Below are 17,334 nucleotides of genomic sequence, written 5' to 3'. Positions count from 1 at the left end.
ATGGAGGAGAATAGTTATGGAAAAAATAGAAGTTGGCGAAATCTTCACAATCACGGATGAAAATGATGAAGAATTGGAAGTAGAAATTCTTGCTTCGGTTAATATCGAAGGAACGGAATACGTAGCCGTTGGTTTTGTCGAGGACATACAAGAAGAAACGGAAGAAGATATTGATGTCTTCTTTTTAAGTGTGGATGAAGAAGGCGATTTTAACGCAGTTGAAAGTGACGAAGAATTTGAAAAAGTCTCCGCTGCCTTCGATGAAATCTTGGACGAAGAGTAAAAATCTTAACAGAAGCGCCTTTTGCAAGCTTGAAAAGGCGCTTTTTTTTCGCCCAAAAAGGACCAACCTGGAAATTTAAACTCCCAGTTGCAGTTGGCTAAGATATTGTTTTGGTGTGCCATAATAAAATAACTGATTGAAGTTGGGAAATCTTGATTCAAAATAAATCAAGATAGGCGCATCCAAAAGTTCAGGATAATTTGAAAAAAATGAACGGTCTCCAAACAGGATCGCTTGCAAGGCGGTTCCTAATTCCCTCTTGAAAATTTCGTAACGCTTGCCGGCCGCATCCACCGAATTCTCATTGCCATCTACATAAACCTTCCCAATTAAACGATAGGACTCATTCTTTTGCCATTCGGCTATAACCTCATCTCGCATTTGCGGATTGATCGCTTCGTAATTATAATTCGGTCCAATATCCAAAAATAATTGCCCTGTTTGATCTGAATGCGTAAGGGTGTATTTTCTTCCCTGAATAGGCTCGTTTGGATTGGCAGGGGAAATAAATCGAATGGTTAATTTTTGCGGATCGAAGTGTGCCATATTACCCTCCTTATCAAAAACCTAAAACTAATATATGGGCGGAAATGCCAAAAGGTTAATGGGAGCCGCCATACCTAAAGTGCCATACATTTTAAAGTCCTGCCAAATTTATGAATAGAAACGCTGTGAATGTTCAATCCTTGAACTAGGTAAATTGAGAAAATATAGGAGGATTTTATAATGGATTATAAATTATTGTTAGTAACCATGACATTGCTGTTTGTCTTGCTTTTATCGGCGTGCGGCTGGGGAGATGATAATAAGAAAGACGTGGACCCGGCTGCTGATGTAACAAACAATTTAGGAAGCGAAGATAAGCAAGTGAGCGAAGAAGAAGTGGAACGGCTGGAAGATCAGGGGAATATCCCGACAAGCCCCATTCCAGAAGGATTGAAAGAATCCGAAAATCCCAAATATCCAGTCGGCAGTACAGCAGTGGTGAATGCGAGCCACAGGGAAGGAATGGAAGGGGCGGTTGCAACCGTTAAAGCAGCGTATGACACAACCGTGTACTCTGTTTCGTATCAGCCAACAAACGGAGAGCCTTTTGAAGAGAACCATAAGTGGTTTGTAGCGGAAGAATTGACGGGGGTGGATAAAGGTACATTAGCTCAGGGGTCCGAAGTAATTATTAACGCCAACCGTTTAGAAGGGATGTTAGGAGCAGAAGGCGCCGTTGATACGGTAGAAAACACAACCGTCTATGTTGTGGATTACACAAATTCACTGGGTGAAACAATAACAGACTATTTGTGGCTGAAAGAAAGTGAGCTCGTTCCCGAATCGGAATCGAAGTATGACAGCGACAACGACGGAAAATCTGCGATAACGCAATAATCCGGAAGTAAATATGCTCAGAATAAAGGCATTTCCAACCCAACTGTGGTGGAGATGCCTTTTTTCATTTTAATTAAGTGCAGTCGGAACCAAGTAGAGGAAATATCTCACTTTCGATGGGAAATTCCCTTAAAGTCAAAAATTAGCATTTTTCAATCAAGAGTAGGCTTAAATTCAAGAATACGAGCAAAACTTTATATTTCCGCATCGGAAATACGGGAGATTTTCCATGTTTAAGTAAAATTTATTTTGAAATTTTTTAAATTGTCTGATAAAATCATTTAACACTGATTTTAATTTAACACCAATCCGCGGGTGATTGGTTTAATGATTTTCAGCGATTTTTCGAAAAAGAGGGATTATTATGAAGTACTCGGATAAAATTTTAAACACTCCATCATCATTTATACGAAATATCTTAAAAGTTACGGATGCACCTGATGTGATTTCGTTTGCTGGAGGTTTACCCAACCCCATCTCTTTCCCAATTGATGAACTGAAACAATCCATTAATCATGCGATTGATGAAAATGGCGCAAAATTATTTCAATATTCAACTACTGAAGGATACTTGCCTTTAAGACAATATATTGCGGACAAATATAAAACAGATTTTGGATTGGACTTTGAACCAGAGGATATTTTGATTACAACAGGATCGCAGCAAGCATTGGAGCTTATTTCGCAAGTGCTTCTCAACAAAGGAGAAGGAGTGGTAATCGAGGAGCCGGGCTATTTAGGGGCAATCCAGGCCTTTACATTAGCGGAACCTGTCTTTTACCCGGTAACGCTGGAAGAAGACGGATTGAATGCCGAACAACTCGAAGAAACACTTTCAACGAATGAGCATATCAAATTCATTTATACAGTGCCAAATTTCCACAACCCAACAGGCATTACATATTCACAAGAGAAACGCGAAGCCATCTATGAAGTGCTAAAGAAATATGATGTGGCATTAATTGAAGATGACCCTTACGGCGAATTGCGCTGGAGCGGTGAAAAATTGCCTTACATTGGCGCAGGGCGACTGGAAAATTCGGTATTGCTTGGTTCTTTCTCGAAAATTGTGACGCCGGGAATGCGTATCGGCTATATTGTGACGAAGAATAAAGAATTAATGGGCCACATCAATACGGCTAAACAAGCAATGGATCTTCACACAAATATTTTCTCGCAAATGATTCTCCATGATTATTTAGCAAGTAATGATCTGAAAACGCACATTGGAAAAATTGCCGACTTGTATCAAACGCAGGCAAATACCATGTTAAATGCCATGGCAAAATACTTCCCATCCACTGTGAACTATACAAAACCGGATGGAGGAATGTTTATCTGGGTAACGTTGGAAGAGGGAACGTCGGCACTTGAATTTTTCAATAAAGCGATGGAAGAAAAAGTGGCGTTCGTACCAGGCGACCCATTCTATACGAACAAAACCAATGTCAACACACTTCGCTTGAACTATACCAATTCTTCAACTGAAATGATTGAAGAAGGAATTAAACGACTAGGGAAAATACTGTATGCACTTTCAAATGAAAAGCAGACAGTGTAAAACAATGCAGACAGGGTCAGTTCATGACTTGTCTGTATTTTTTATTGACCCCCTTCGAACTGTCTTTTCTGGTAATATATACTAAATGGAGCTATATATAGGGAGGTTTATATGAAGAAAAAATGGATATTGCCTGTTGGGATCATCCTTGTAATATTGCTTGCTGCAGGAGCTGGTTTCGGTTATCAACAATACCATGCAGCAAAGATGCAAGATAGAAAAGAGACAGTCGCGGCCGAATGGGTCAAGGCATTGAAGGAACAGAAATTTGATCAGCTTCCTAAGCTTGCAACAACGGATTCTCTTGAAGAGGCTGGGTATACCGAGGACTCTCTCGCAGAGAAGTACAAAGTGGTTTATGGCGGAATTGGCGTCTCAAACATGGAAGTCGAGTATGAAATTACAGAAGAAAACATACTCGAATATACAGCGACATTTGATACCGTCTTGGGGACCCTGTCAGACATTCCTTATCAAACAGAGCTTATTGAAAGTGAAGAAGAGTTTAAGGTAAATTGGACGCCCGAATTGATTTTTCCCGAAATGCTTCCTGACGATAAAATCCGTTATACCATTGATGAAGCCAATCGAGGAGAAATTATCGATCGCCATGGTTCGGAACTGGCATTTAATACAACCACCTACCAAGCAGGAGTTGTTCCGAAAGATCTGGGACAAGGGGAAGCAAGAGCAGCAAAAATTGCACATATCGCCAAACAATTAGGGATTACGGCTGAATTTATCGAAAGCCAACTCTCGCAAAGCTGGGTACAGGATGAATACTTTGTTCCCTTGAAAACATTGCCTTATGGTTCAGAAACGCCGAGGATTTATGCAGTTCAGTACCAGCAGGTTGCAATCCGGGCGTATCCTCTGCGTGAAGCGGCAGCCCATTTAACAGGATATGTAGGGGAAGTGACAGCTGAGGATATTGAAAAAGACCCTACCTTGCAAGTTGGGGATGTAATCGGCCGGTCCGGGCTTGAAATGGCATTCGAGAAGGAACTGCGGGGCCAAAACGGCGGGGAAATTTACATTGAAACGGCCAATGGCGATAAACGGGCGACCATTCAGAAGGTTGAAAAGCAAGATGGACAAACCATAAAGGTGACTATTGATGCGAACTTGCAGCAAACTGCTTTTGATGCCCTGGAAAATGCTGCAGGTGCAACCGTTGCAGTGGAACCGAAAACAGGGAATTTATTGGCACTCGTCAGTAAACCATCCTACAACCCCAACCAGTTTGTAGTGGGTATTTCGCAATCCCAATACGATGAGTACAACAATAATGAAGACAAGCCATTTATGAATCGATTTACGAACCGGTATGCACCCGGTTCAACATTTAAACCGATTACCGCGGCCATTGGATTGGAGTCGGGTGCAACCACGGTGGAAGAAACCCATAAAATCAGCGGCTTGCAATGGCAAAAAGATCAATCCTGGGGCAACTATAAAATTTCGCGTGTAACAGACACGGCAAATGTAGATTTAAGAAAAGCATTGATTACATCCGATAATATTTACTTTGCCCAGGAAGCATTGGAGATGGGGGAAGAAACATTCCGCGCAGGATTGAACAAGCTGCCTTTCGGCGAATCTTTTGATCTGCCGTTAAGCATGAAGCCGGCCCAAATTTCCAACGAAGATCAATTTGGTTCGGAAATTCTTTTGGCGGATACGGCTTATGGGCAAGGTCAGCTGCTTCTGTCACCCATTCAAATGGTAAGCTTCTATTCCATTTTTGCAAATGAGGGGGTACTGGCTTATCCGAACCTTGTTGCAGACAAAGCTGTGAAAGTAAAAGAAATATTTTCCAAAGAAACAATCGATGCGATAAAACCGATGCTTGTGGATGTTGTCACGGCAAATGAAGGGACGGCCCACGTATTAAACGGGGTCGGCGACATTGGTGCGAAAACCGGAACTGCGGAATTAAAGCAATCACAAGGGGAACGAGGGGCTGAAAACAGTTTAACATTTGTTTTTGATGCGAAAGATTCCGGTTATTTGGCCGCTTCTGTTGTAGAAGACCACCAAAAAGTCGGGAAGAACGCAAACCAATTAATTGAACCGGTTATTCAGTATCTTGAGCTGCTCACAAAATAATATGAACAAGTTGGGACATAAGGATGGAATATCACCTTATGTCCTTTGAATTTGTATGGGCAGTTTTTCATAGTTTTCATGAGTAACAAAACTGAATAAACGTTTTTCTTGTGATATATTTAACTCATGTATGATGAGAGGATGTTAAAACAATGGCAAAAAGTTTAGTACTCGCCGAAAAACCTTCAGTAGCGCGCGATATTGCGCGTGTATTGAAGTGCGATAAAAAAGGAAATGGCTATTTGGAAGGTGCACAATATATCGTAACGTGGGCTCTGGGACACTTGGTAACGCTGGCGGACCCCGAGAGTTATGATGTGAAATATAAAACATGGAAACTGGAAGATTTGCCGATGATGCCGGATCGGTTAAAACTGACGGTCATCAAGCAATCCGGAAAACAATTCAATGCAGTGAAATCCCAATTAAACCGAAGTGATGTAAATGAGATTATTATCGCAACAGATGCCGGGCGCGAAGGCGAATTGGTTGCGCGCTGGATTATTGAAAAAGCGAAAGTTAAAAAGCCGATTAAGCGTTTATGGATTTCATCCGTGACGGATAAAGCGATCAAAGATGGCTTCAAAAATCTAAAGCCAGGAAAACAATACGAAAATCTTTACCATGCAGCCGTAGCAAGGTCGGAAGCGGATTGGTATATCGGCTTGAATGCTACACGTGCTTTAACAACACGCTTTAATGCCCAGTTGAATTGCGGACGGGTTCAGACTCCCACAGTTGCAATGATTGCAGCGCGTGAAGAAGAGATTAAGAACTTCAAGCCACAAACCTATTATGGAATCGAAGCGCAAACAGACACGGTCAAATTAACATGGCAAGATGACAAGGGCAATAGCCGCAGCTTCAATAAAGAAAAAATCGATGATATTGTAAAATCGCTTGGGCGTCAAGATGCAAAGGTTGTTGCAATTGACCGCAAAGCAAAGAAATCCTTTGCCCCAGGACTTTATGATTTAACGGAACTGCAACGGGATGCCAATAAATTCTTTGGCTATTCCGCCAAAGAAACATTAAATATTATGCAGAAACTCTATGAGCAGCACAAAGTATTAACGTATCCGCGGACAGATTCCCGTTATTTATCATCAGATATCGTTAGTACGCTGCCGGAACGCCTGAAAGCTTGTGGAGTAGGGGAATACCGCTCCCTAACCAACAAAGTGCTGAATAAGCCGATTAAGCCTACCAAAGCATTTGTGGATGATAGCAAAGTAAGCGACCACCATGCAATTATCCCAACAGAAGGGTATGTGAACTTTTCGGCTTTCTCGGACAAAGAACGCAAAATCTATGATTTGGTTGTGAAGCGTTTCTTGGCTGTTCTGTTCCCGGCACACGAATATGAGCAATTAACTTTGCAATGTGAAATTGGGAAAGAAAAGTTCATCGCAAGAGGCAAAACGGTGCTTCAAGCAGGATGGAAAGAAGTCTATGAAAATCGCTTTGATGAGGAAGAGTCAAATGATGATGTAAAAGAGCAGCTTCTTCCTCGAATGGAAAAAGGCGATGTATTAAAGACAAAGTTGATTGCCCAAACATCTGGCCAAACAAAACCACCAGCACGCTTTACAGAAGCAACATTGCTTTCCGCAATGGAAAACCCGACAAAATACTTGGAAACTGGCGACAAAAAGCTTGCAGAAACGTTAAAATCCACGGGTGGACTCGGTACGGTGGCGACGCGTGCGGATATTATCGATAAACTGTTCAACTCATTCCTGATCGAAAAACGTGGTGGCAAGGAAATTTACATCACTTCCAAAGGCCGCCAGCTGCTTGATTTGGTACCGGAAGAGTTGCGCTCGCCGGCAACAACGGCAGAGTGGGAGCAAAAGCTTGAATTGATTGCAAAAGGCAAATTGAAGAAAGATGTGTTCATCAATGAAATGAAAGAACATACAAAAGAAATTGTTGCGGAAATCAAAGCAAGCGACAAGAAATACAAGCATGACAACATTTCAACGAAGTCTTGTCCGGACTGCGGCAAACCAATGCTTGAAGTGAACGGCAAAAAGGGCAAGATGCTCGTGTGCCAAGACCGTGAATGCGGACATCGCAAAAACGTGTCCCGTATTACAAACGCACGCTGCCCGGAATGCAAGAAGAAGCTTGAATTGCGCGGTGAAGGGGAAGGCCAAATTTTTGTATGCAAATGCGGCCACCGTGAGAAGCTATCTGCATTTGAAGCCCGCCGCAAAAAAGAAGGCGGAGGCAAAGTGGATAAGCGTACGGTTCAGAAGTATTTGAAACAGCAGGAAAAAGAAGCGGAACCGATTAACAATGCATTTGCGGATTTATTGAAAGGCATTAAATTTGATGACTAAGCTTCTTTAATATGAATTTGCAGAATTGAAAAGCTAAGAGATTATCGTCTCTTAGCTTTTTACTGTTTTTGCGCGGGATTTTACTGTTGCATGTTCTGTTGATTCGAGTTTTGTTGCTGTGAGTTTTGTTGCTGTGAGTTTTGTTGCTGTGAGTTTTGTTGCTGTGAGTTTTGCTGCTGTGAGTTTTGCTGCTGTGAGTTTTGCTGTTGTGAGTTTTGCTGCTGCGAGTTCTGCTGCTGCGAGTTCTGCTGTTGTGAGTTTTGCTGCTGTGAGTTTTGCTGCTGCGAGTTTTGCTGCTGCGAGTTTTGTTGCTGTTGCTGTAGGTTTAGGGCAGTTTGGGAAGCTTGTAAATCAACGGCGATCTGTTGAAAAACGTCACCTGGAAAGTAGTATCCCATGGAAACCATATAATCGGTAATTTTACCATGAGTATCTATTGCTGTATTCAATTGACGTCTAAGAGTTTCCCTCACTTCAGGGGTAGCTGCTTCAGAAATTGCAATCGCATAGTTTATGATTCCCGATTTTACCGCGAGCATTAAATCTGTTGCTATTACTTGATCTGTTATTGCCCCCATTCCACTCATGTTTTGATTATTTGCAGTCATGCAATCTCCTCCTATTGCAGATAGCCTTGCAATGCTTGAATATTTTCTCTGTCAATTTGGGCGGTTTGTGAAAGCAATTGTTTTAGTTGCTCATCCTGCGCAAGTTCCGACATGGCAATCGATTTAGTCAAACATAAGTTTTTGAAAGTCAATAATTCGTGAATTTCCAGTCTTTCGTGGACACCCAAGTTATCTTTCATAATTTCCTCCTGAATTGTTGTTTTGGCTCTTCATAGCTTGCCCTCCATTAAAAAAATTAACCTGAAAAGCAAGTCTCCATTAAATAAAATCGGAGAATTAATCGAATCATTCTTTCGATGATTACCATTATTTCAAGGGGGTATAGATTTTATATAACAATAATAAGGAGGCGTAAAAATGAATCATTTAAAAGCTATTGTTATTAAATTTGTCATGATTGCTGTAGTTTTAGGAATTATTCTTTCAGGAATAGTAGGCATGGAATTTAGTGACACGCTGCTCATTAGTTTAGTTTTAACTGTTTTGGCCTATGTGGTGGGTGATTTAGGGATTTTTCAAAATGCCGGTGACTATACGGAACGGAAAAAACGAAATTTAATCGCCACAATTTCCGATGTTATTTTAGCAGCAATCGTCATTTATTTTATGGGACAAAGCATGGTACAAGATAGCAGCAACTTTTTAACAGCTGCCATTATATCAGCGATCGTGATTGGTTTAGGGGAATGGTTCTTCCATAAGTATCTCGATCGACAAGTATTTAATCGAGAAGAAATTCACCATGATGCCCAAAGAAATTACTAATTAGACTTATTCAAATCAGCATCCTCCCGACATTTGTTGGGGGGATTTTCTTTTTAGAAAGATTTAGGGGGGGTTTAAGAGTAAAACTTAATTGTACATTTTAATTATTATTTAAAAGTAAAATAAATTCGCTTTTAGTCAAAATTTTACAAAGAGATTGTAAAATTTATATTTTAATTTTGTAATAACATTTACATTCCGTGTCAAATTATGAATAATAGTGTCGAGGGATTGAAAGGATGGAGTAAAAATAGATGGATTGGCAGATGATGATTTTCCAATTTCTCGGGGGCCTCGGCTTATTCTTTTTTGCAATCAAGTATATGGGGGACGGTCTCCAAAAGATTGCAGGAGATAGACTACGGGAAATTCTTAATAAATTTACAACAAATCCTTTAATGGGTGTATTCGTCGGGATTGTCGTAACAGTCTTGATTCAGTCAAGCTCTGGCACCACCGTCATCGTAGTAGGGCTTGTTAGTGCCGGATTTATGACGTTGCGGCAAGCAATTGGCGTCATCATGGGTGCCAACATTGGTACAACGATTACGGCTTTTATTATTGGATTTGATATAGGGGTTTATTCTTACCCGATAATGGCGTTAGGGGCACTGCTATTATTCTTTTTTAATAGAGAAAAAGTTCAAAATGTTGGTCAAGTTCTTTTCGGTTTTGCCGGTTTATTCATTGGTCTTGAAATGATGGGCCAAGGGATGAAGCCGCTGGGAGACTGGGAAGGATTTATTGATTTAACAATCAGTTTTAGTGACCATCCGATTTTGGGAATTATGGCGGGCACAATCTTTACGCTCATTGTACAATCTTCATCAGCAACGGTCGGGGTTTTGCAAAGTTTGTATGCGGAAGGATTGATTCCTCTACATGGAGCTCTGCCTATTTTGTTTGGAGAAAACATTGGCACAACCATTACTGCGGTTTTAGCTTCTCTCAGCGCTTCGATAGCAGCCCGTCGTGCGGCAGCATCACATGTCTTATTTAATATCATAGGGACAATCATTTTTATGATTTTTTTACCCCTATTCAGTACATATGTAGAGTGGGTTGCCATGGTATTGAACCTTGAACGCAAAATGCAAATTGCATTTGCGCACGGGACATTTAATGTCATCAATATGCTCATTCAATTGCCGTTTGTCGGGGTATTGGCATTCATTGTCACAAAATTGGTACCGGGAGAGAATTCTTTGGCTGAGAATAGCGAAACATACATAGACAAGTCATTCATTGGACAATCTCCAACCATTGCATTAGGGCAGGCAAAAGAAGAAGTGGTCCGAATGGGTGAAATTGCCGTAAAAGGGCTTCAAGAATCCATGGATTATTTATTTACCAGCGATGCTAAACATGCCCATACAACGGTTCAGCTGGAGGAAGTGATCAACAAGCTTGACCGGGCAACAACTGATTATTTAGTGGCTTTATCCCAGGTATCTTTGTCTGAAAGCGACTCCAAACTTCACCATGCCTTGTTCCAAAATATACGGAATATTGAGCGAGTAGGGGATCATTTTGAAAATATCGTTGAGCTGGTTCAATTCAAGGATTCCCATCGAGTAAAGTTTAGTCCCGATGCATGTGGAGAATTAAAGGAAATGTACGAGCTGGTATTGGATACAGTCAGTTTATCCGTCCTTGCACTGGATAAGCAAAGCAAAGAATTTGCGAAGGAAGTTCTGGCCAGGGAAAACCACATTGATGACTTGGTTGAGATTATGCGCAAACGTCATTTTTATCGGCTAAAACAGGGAGGCTGTTCAAGTACGGCCGGAATTGTATACGCAGATATAATCAGTAATTTGGAGCGCGTGGGAGACCATGCTGCTAATATTGCCGAAACCATTCTAGTTATACAAAACAGTGGGAAAAATGTGTACGCTAACTAGCTTGCACATTTTTTCTTTTATTCAAGAAAAGGTGAAGTTTGCTGCTTTAAAAGATAATATTTGTAAAATTTAGAAAAAAACCTTATAATATATATACTTTCTGAAGTTTATTTATGGATAAGGGTGATAGAATTGAAAATTTCAAGTTTGATCAATAGTGATTTTCAAGAACGCAAAAAGATTTTTCAGCGCAAAGAGGCAAATGAGGCATACAAGAAAAATGCAATCTACACCCAAGTAAACAACAACCCAGTAATCAAAATTCTAGAAGATTTACTTTCCGGCGAAACCGAGAAAGAGCTTTTTGAAAAAGACTCTACCGCCGCAAAGAAAGAAATCCATGATTATTCTACAACGATTGATTCTTCATCTCCTGAAATTTTGCAAAGCATGGCGCAGATCGGCAGCAGCGAGGAGTCTGATGAGAATCGATTGGCAAGCAACCGCTTCGATTTCTCGGAAGCCGAAACCCAAAGGATGAACGGAAATGGGTATAGCGAATTTTCCTTAAATGAAAGTCTGGAAAAAGCAATCTTTCAAAAAACCTACAACAAAGCAATCTCCACATACAAACTTCACATGCAGCTGGCACAAAACGGATATTCAGCCGGACAAACGACATTTTCGCAAATTGCATAAACCTTCAATCCACAAACTCAAATGTTTTGTGGATTTTTTGCTTATATAAAAGATGCCTGCAAAATCAATTGGGATTTTGCAAGCATTGTGGTTAATGGTTATTTTAGTGCATTTGGCAACCATAGTGTTAGCGATGGAACATACGTAAGAATTAATAGTACAATGACCGAGATAATCAAGAACGGCGTGAGAGCCCTGATCAGAGAACCGAGCGAAACATTTGCCAAAGAAGAAGCGACATATAAACCGGATCCAATCGGCGGCGTCAAAATACCAATTGTTAAGTTAATGCAAATAATCATGCCAAAATGGATTGGATCAATCTCATATGTAGGAAGCAAAGGCATAAAGATGGGAATTAATATAATTAATGCTGCCATTCCATCCATAAACATACCTATAATCAATAAGAATATGTTAACAAGCAATAAAAACACTAGAGGATTTTCCGAAAGTGATACCATCCAGTTGGCGATATTCTGGGGTACTTTTTCAAAAGAAAGCATCCATCCAAAAAGGTTCGCCATAGCAATTAAAACTGTGATGACTGAAGTGGTGATGGTTGTATTGATCAATACTTTTGGCAAAACGGATAATTTTAATTCCCGATAGAAAAACACTCCAACAATCAGTGCAACAACACAAGCGATTGCCGCTGATTCAGTTGCAGTGAAAATGCCTGAAATAATCCCGACAATGATAATCAGAGGAACTGAAAGAGCAGGAATGACCTGTACCATGGACGTCGTAATTTCTTTCATGGAAGCGCGTGGTTGAGTTGGCCACTGTGCTTTCTTTCCGATGTAGGCAATGACCCCCATATACGCGAGTCCAAGTATAATACCTGGAATTATTCCGGCGATAAACATGTCCCCAATGGATGCACCTGAACCGACACCATAGATAATAAACATCATACTTGGCGGGATGATAGGACCCAAAAGACCGGCCGCTGCAGTTGTAGCTGCACTGAAAGCTCTAGAATAGCCTGCTTTCTCCATTTCGGGAACCATTGTCCGGCTCATCATGGCAATTTGAGCTGTTGCAGATCCCATAATGGCAGACAGTAACATGTTTGCAATAACGTTAACATGGGCTAATCCACCCAAATAATGGCCAAAGAATGTTTTGGCTACATCTACAAGACGTTTTGTAATACCTCCAAAGTTCATTAATTCTCCTGCAAGCATGAAAAGAGGAATCGCCAATAACCCATAATTTTCCATTCCCGAATATAACCGCTGCGGCACCGTTAGCATCAGGCCGATATTATCCGTTACAAGAATATAAATAATTGTTGTAATCCCTAAAACATAGGCAATAGGAACCCCTAACAAAAGCAAAAGGGCAAAAATGATTAAAGCAATTGTCATTATTGGAGTCCTCCTTTTTCTTCTCTTCCCAGAAGGGCCATTACCGTTGAATTAAGCAAATGAATGGCTGTACAAATAAAACTTACGGGTATACTTAAATAAGAGTATATTTTCGGCATATTCATGGCTGTAGAGGTTTGAACTTTAATATTTGAAGCACTTAGCCAATAGTAGGATAAGTACAAAATATAAGCTGTGAATACTAATAAAATAACATTGCTAAGAATGAGAAAAACCCTCTTCATTTTGGGTGACACAGTATCCGTTAGAAGGTTAATCGTTGGAGCTTCTTTTACTTTTAAGCTCATGCTGCCACCAACAAAAGTCATCCAGATCAAACAGAAAATGGCCAACTCATCCGCCCAGAATAAAGGCAGTTTTAGCAAATAGCGATATAATACGCCTCCAGCGAGAGCGACAAGCAACAAAAGAGCAAGAAGAACAGCAAGCCACTTTTCGAATCTGAAAACGGCATCGCTTACTTTATTTAGAACTTTCATATCCTCACCTTCAATCTAATAGATTTTTTAAATAAAAGGGGACTTCTGCGCTTATCTAAAATTGATAAGTGAGAAAGTCCCAGGCTTATTGATGCATGAAACATTAATTATTGAAAAGATTACTTACTCTCAACCGTTTCTATAAATGATTTAACGATATCTGATTTATCGGAAAACTCTTTGCGTACTTCATCTGTTACCGCCTGGAATGGTGCAGTATCGATGCTCTCCTGCACTTCAACTCCCGCTGCTTTCAAAGTTTCCAAGTTCGATGCTTCACGTTTAACCGCTTCCTCAACACCCCAGTCAACAGCGGTTTTCATCGCTTGTTTAACAATATCTTGATCTTCAGGAGATAATTCATCATAGATTTTCTGACTCATGACAATCACAGTAGGGAAGGTCATTTGATTTGTTAGTGTTAAATACTTTGCAGTTTCATAATATTTTTCAGTTGCAAGGGCATCCAAATCGATGTCAATTCCATCAATAACACCAGTTTGCAGGGAAGTATAAACTTCCGATAAAGGCATTGCTGTAGGACCGGCACCAACTTTTTCCCAGTAAGATTGCATTGCAGGGCTGCCGATGATACGAATCTTTTTCCCTTTCAAATCTTCAGGTGTTTCTGCAAAACCGTCCTTCATTAATACGTGGCGGTTACCGGCAAAAGCAAAATCCAGTCCAACCAAACCTTGTGAACTCAAAGCCTCCAGCATTTGCTTGGCTTCTTCGGAATCACGCATTGCCACAGCTTCTTCTAAATTATTAAACAAGTAGGGCATGAACCAAGCATTTAATGAATCTTCGCGAGTACTCATATAAGCGTTTGTGATAAATCCAAAATCAACTGTCCCCGTTTCAATCTGCTGCACCATATCGGCTTCAGCTCCAAGTTGGGAAGCAGGGTAGATATCAACATTTAGTCTTCCGTCTGAAAGAGCGGATAATTCTTCCCCGAATTTCACTGCTGTAGCATTCCACACATGGGATTCTTGTACAACGTGTGCTATTTTGAATGTACGTGTATCTCCCTCGCTTGAACCTTCGCTATTTCCTTGTGGAGCTGCTGAGTCGTTGTTTTCGACACAGGCTGTTAAAATAGCGGCGGCAATAGATAATACTAGCAATAACCAATACTTCTTAAATTTCATAGATAATCCCCCTTAAAATCTCCCTTTGTTTATATAAAGGTCACTGATATGCGATTCTATTAACTAAAAAATCAATAGTGAACAGACAAGCTAAAGCAACCTAAATACCATATTTGAATGGCAAATCCTTATCTTCTAGAAAATAATAGAACTATTCTAGAAAAAAAGCGTTTTCATTTAATCTACTATTTTTCCCCAAATAGGGAAATCAATTCTCTTATAATATAAAAAATCGACACAAAGATGTCAATAATATTTTGAAAAATTAAAATGTTCAAAACTAATTAATTATTGGTACTCTCCCTTTTTTCAAAGAAAAAACTTTTGAGGCCAAAGAAAAAAAGGGTGGAACTTAGAATGAAATCTAAATTCTACCCTTATTTCAATATAATAAATATATTATTCTTTTATTCAATATAAAGAGGAAGATTAACGGAATGCCGCTTTGAATTCGCCCGTAACGGTTTGGTGGCCGTTGTTTGATTCGTATGCTTGCTCTTGTTCCAAATCGAAACGATCCATAATCGGAATATCGTTAACCGAGAATAGGTAAGAGTCTTCAGAAGCAACATGCTCATACCAAGCCCAGTTTGGCACTACGAAATAATCGCCTTTTTTCCAGTCAAAACGAACACCATTAATGACAGTGTAACCAGATCCTCTATGAACTTGGTAAACTGTTGAATGTGTATGGCGCAACGCTTTTGTATGGAAACCTTTTGGTAAATGCTGCATTCTTGTACCTAAAGTAGGGTTGGCAGATTTACCTGTTGATGGATTGATGTATTCCACCGCAAAGCCGTGATGTGGATCTGGATCGAATTCCATTAACCCTTTAATGCCTTCTACTGTACGGTCCCATTTATAGTTGGCAAGTGGAGCAACCGTATATTTATCGTCGCCAACAGGACGAACCATACCGCCGCGGTAGCGTTTTTCAGTGAAGTTATCTGGAATATCCGGCTGTTGCAGACCGTCTTCGAATGGTTCAAAGAATGTACCGCCAATCGAGTAGATCGTCGGAATATCAAGTGCATCCATCCAGAGCATCGGTTCCGTTCCCAAATGCTCGTGGCCGTGCCATAAGTTTTTAGGCGTGATTAAGAAATCGCCTTCTTCCATGAAAATACGTTCGCCTTGCACGATTGTATATGCACCTGAGCCTTCAGAGATGAAGCGCAGGGCACTTTGCGAGTGACGGTGGGAGGGTGCTTTTTCACCTGGCAATAACATTTGCACCGCTGCATAGATAGTTTGCGTTGTAGAAGCCCAGCCCCATGGTTTACGGTATGTTAAACCAGGATTTTGGAAGTAGATCGCACGGCGTTCACCACCGCGTTCAGGCGTGAAAATTTGTGCGGCTTCCGCCATTTTCTTTTTAATTAACTCATCGCTCCAAAGGTACGCTTCCGCGTGAGGTTGTGGCGTTTTGTTCATGATTTCCGGGATTGCTTCCCAAAGAGGCCCAAGGTTGTACTGTTGAATGTCTTTTGTGTAATCGGTTACAATTGAACTTTTCATAAACTCTTTTACTTCTTGACTTACTTCACCCATATTGAAATCCCCTTTACATTTTATTTTTTATAAGAAAAGGGGAGTAGTGAACCCAAACACTACTCAGACCCTTCCGTTCCCTTGATATCTTGATTCTTAAACCGTTGGAACCACTTCTGTCGCTTTTACTTTGTTCTCAAGTGTACCGACTTTATCGATTTCGATTGTTACAACATCGCCATCTTTCAAGAATTGAGGAGGATCCATCGCTACTCCTACACCACCTGGAGTACCTGTCAAGACAACGTCTCCTGGTTCTAGCGTCATTAAGTTCGACAAGAATGAAACCAGTTTTTTCACATCGAATACTAGGTTTGCAGTATTTGTTTTTTGGCGAACTTCACCATTTACTTTTAATACTACATCCAGGCCTGATGGATCTTGCAATTCATCTGAAGTTACCAAGTAAGGTCCCATTGGTGCAGAACCGTCAACTGTTTTACCTTGCAGCCATTGTAGTGTACGACGTTGAATATCGCGGTATGTTACGTCGTTTGTAATTGTGTAGCCTGCTACATAATCAAGTGCATCTTCTTCGGATACGTTGCGTGCTTGCTTTCCGACTACGAAAGTGAATTCCGCTTCATAGTCAAGTTGGTCTGAAATTGGATAGAATGGAATATCGTCATCCGGTCCTAAAATTGTATTGGCGAATTTCGCGAAAATAACTGGGTTAGAAGGAAGTTCGCGTCCCATTTCCAAAATGTGTTCACGATAGTTGTGGCCCACACAAATGATTTTTCCTGGTTTTTGAACAGGTGCTTCAACTTTTACTTCTTCTTTATTGAAAATCACCTTTTTATCAAAGCTTTCCGGGTTGGCTAGGATGAAATCGATTGCACCTTGAGCAAGTTGAAGAGATTCTTTGCCCCCTTGATATAACTCGTCTGCAGTCGCCGGTACAAAGGCATGCGCGATTTCTTCATAACGATATTTGCCTTCCGCTTTTAGTTGTGCTTGATACGCATAGTTTAAATCGATTACTTTATCTTCTACAATCGCTCCCGCTCTTGTATATCCTGCTGCTGTGTAGTTTATAAGTTTCATTGAGATCCCCCTAAAAAATCATATTCTCCAATGGTGAAAAAAGTTCACTATTTATAAAAAGATTAATATCTTCTCAAAAAAAAGTCAA

15 protein-coding genes and 2 pseudogenes are annotated in these 17,334 nt (G+C 40.5%); 8 read left to right on the top strand and 9 right to left on the bottom strand.

Annotation, left to right across the window (positions count from 1 at the left end):
* Positions 1 to 16: 16 nt before the first annotated feature.
* A complete protein-coding gene (locus D1B33_RS04460; protein ID WP_118875112.1) occupies positions 17 to 283 on the top strand; it encodes a DUF1292 domain-containing protein in 267 nt (88 codons plus the stop codon).
* A gap of 75 nt (positions 284 to 358) precedes the next feature.
* On the opposite strand, the gene D1B33_RS04455 is transcribed toward D1B33_RS04460, so the two are convergent.
* Entirely contained in the window at positions 359 to 829 is a 471-nt protein-coding gene (locus D1B33_RS04455) for a staygreen family protein (RefSeq protein ID WP_118875111.1), read from the bottom strand.
* 180 nt (positions 830 to 1,009) lie between these two features.
* Between D1B33_RS04455 and D1B33_RS04450 the strand changes: the two genes are divergently transcribed.
* The 4 genes from D1B33_RS04450 to D1B33_RS04435 all read left to right on the top strand — a co-directional run bounded on the left by D1B33_RS04450 (position 1,010) and on the right by D1B33_RS04435 (position 7,681).
* On the top strand, positions 1,010 to 1,666 hold the full coding sequence (locus D1B33_RS04450) for a YdhK family protein (protein WP_118875110.1): 657 nt from the start codon (positions 1,010 to 1,012) through the stop codon (positions 1,664 to 1,666).
* 364 nt (positions 1,667 to 2,030) lie between these two features.
* Positions 2,031 to 3,227, top strand: a complete 1,197-nt coding sequence (locus D1B33_RS04445; protein ID WP_118875109.1) for an aminotransferase-like domain-containing protein — start codon at positions 2,031 to 2,033, stop codon at positions 3,225 to 3,227.
* 111 nt (positions 3,228 to 3,338) lie between these two features.
* Positions 3,339 to 5,336, top strand: a complete 1,998-nt coding sequence (gene pbp4, locus D1B33_RS04440) for a penicillin-binding protein PBP4(5) (protein ID WP_118875108.1) — start codon at positions 3,339 to 3,341, stop codon at positions 5,334 to 5,336.
* A 152-nt stretch (positions 5,337 to 5,488) separates the two neighbouring features.
* Positions 5,489 to 7,681 (top strand): DNA topoisomerase III, encoded by a 2,193-nt coding sequence (locus D1B33_RS04435; RefSeq protein ID WP_118875107.1) that lies wholly within the window; start codon positions 5,489 to 5,491, stop codon positions 7,679 to 7,681.
* A gap of 51 nt (positions 7,682 to 7,732) precedes the next feature.
* On the opposite strand, the pseudogene D1B33_RS18865 reads toward D1B33_RS04435, so the two are convergent.
* The 3 genes and pseudogenes from D1B33_RS18865 to D1B33_RS04425 all read right to left on the bottom strand — a co-directional run.
* A pseudogene (locus D1B33_RS18865) lies at positions 7,733 to 7,933 on the bottom strand (pentapeptide repeat-containing protein); the annotation flags it as partial.
* 140 nt (positions 7,934 to 8,073) lie between these two features.
* Positions 8,074 to 8,259: pseudogene (locus D1B33_RS18860) on the bottom strand (spore coat protein); the annotation flags it as partial.
* Between the two features lie 41 nt (positions 8,260 to 8,300).
* A complete protein-coding gene (locus tag D1B33_RS04425) occupies positions 8,301 to 8,489 on the bottom strand; it encodes a hypothetical protein (RefSeq protein ID WP_118875104.1) in 189 nt (62 codons plus the stop codon).
* Between the two features lie 178 nt (positions 8,490 to 8,667).
* On the opposite strand from D1B33_RS04425, the gene D1B33_RS04420 reads away from it, so the two are divergent.
* The 3 genes from D1B33_RS04420 to D1B33_RS04410 all read left to right on the top strand — a co-directional run bounded on the left by D1B33_RS04420 (position 8,668) and on the right by D1B33_RS04410 (position 11,618).
* On the top strand, positions 8,668 to 9,075 hold the full coding sequence (locus D1B33_RS04420; protein ID WP_118875103.1) for a DUF2512 family protein: 408 nt from the start codon (positions 8,668 to 8,670) through the stop codon (positions 9,073 to 9,075).
* Positions 9,076 to 9,329: 254 nt separating this feature from the next.
* Entirely contained in the window at positions 9,330 to 10,979 is a 1,650-nt protein-coding gene (locus tag D1B33_RS04415; RefSeq protein ID WP_233549378.1) for a Na/Pi cotransporter family protein, read from the top strand.
* 132 nt (positions 10,980 to 11,111) lie between these two features.
* Complete coding sequence (locus D1B33_RS04410; protein WP_118875102.1) at positions 11,112 to 11,618, top strand: hypothetical protein; 507 nt, start codon at positions 11,112 to 11,114, stop codon at positions 11,616 to 11,618.
* A gap of 98 nt (positions 11,619 to 11,716) precedes the next feature.
* Here D1B33_RS04410 and D1B33_RS04405 read toward each other — a convergent pair whose 3' ends face one another.
* The 5 genes from D1B33_RS04405 to D1B33_RS04385 form a co-directional block, all read right to left on the bottom strand.
* On the bottom strand, positions 11,717 to 12,991 hold the full coding sequence (locus tag D1B33_RS04405; RefSeq protein ID WP_118875101.1) for a TRAP transporter large permease: 1,275 nt from the start codon (positions 12,989 to 12,991) through the stop codon (positions 11,717 to 11,719).
* Entirely contained in the window at positions 12,991 to 13,491 is a 501-nt protein-coding gene (locus D1B33_RS04400; RefSeq protein ID WP_118875100.1) for a TRAP transporter small permease, read from the bottom strand. Before D1B33_RS04400 ends, D1B33_RS04405 begins: the two co-directional genes overlap by 1 nt.
* A 119-nt stretch (positions 13,492 to 13,610) precedes the next feature.
* Positions 13,611 to 14,645, bottom strand: coding sequence for a TRAP transporter substrate-binding protein (locus D1B33_RS04395; RefSeq protein ID WP_118875099.1), 1,035 nt, complete (start codon positions 14,643 to 14,645; stop codon positions 13,611 to 13,613).
* 429 nt (positions 14,646 to 15,074) lie between these two features.
* Positions 15,075 to 16,199, bottom strand: coding sequence for a cupin domain-containing protein (locus D1B33_RS04390; RefSeq protein ID WP_118875098.1), 1,125 nt, complete (start codon positions 16,197 to 16,199; stop codon positions 15,075 to 15,077).
* Positions 16,200 to 16,295: 96 nt separating this feature from the next.
* Positions 16,296 to 17,246 (bottom strand): fumarylacetoacetate hydrolase family protein, encoded by a 951-nt coding sequence (locus D1B33_RS04385; RefSeq protein ID WP_118875097.1) that lies wholly within the window; start codon positions 17,244 to 17,246, stop codon positions 16,296 to 16,298.
* Between the last annotated feature and the right edge of the window lie 88 nt (positions 17,247 to 17,334).

It is taken from the genome of Ureibacillus yapensis (assembly GCF_003515775.1).
Lineage (GTDB): Bacteria > Bacillota > Bacilli > Bacillales_A > Planococcaceae > Ureibacillus > Ureibacillus yapensis.
Note: the sequence above shows the minus strand (reverse complement) of the source record. Positions and strands in the feature narration are given on the sequence as shown.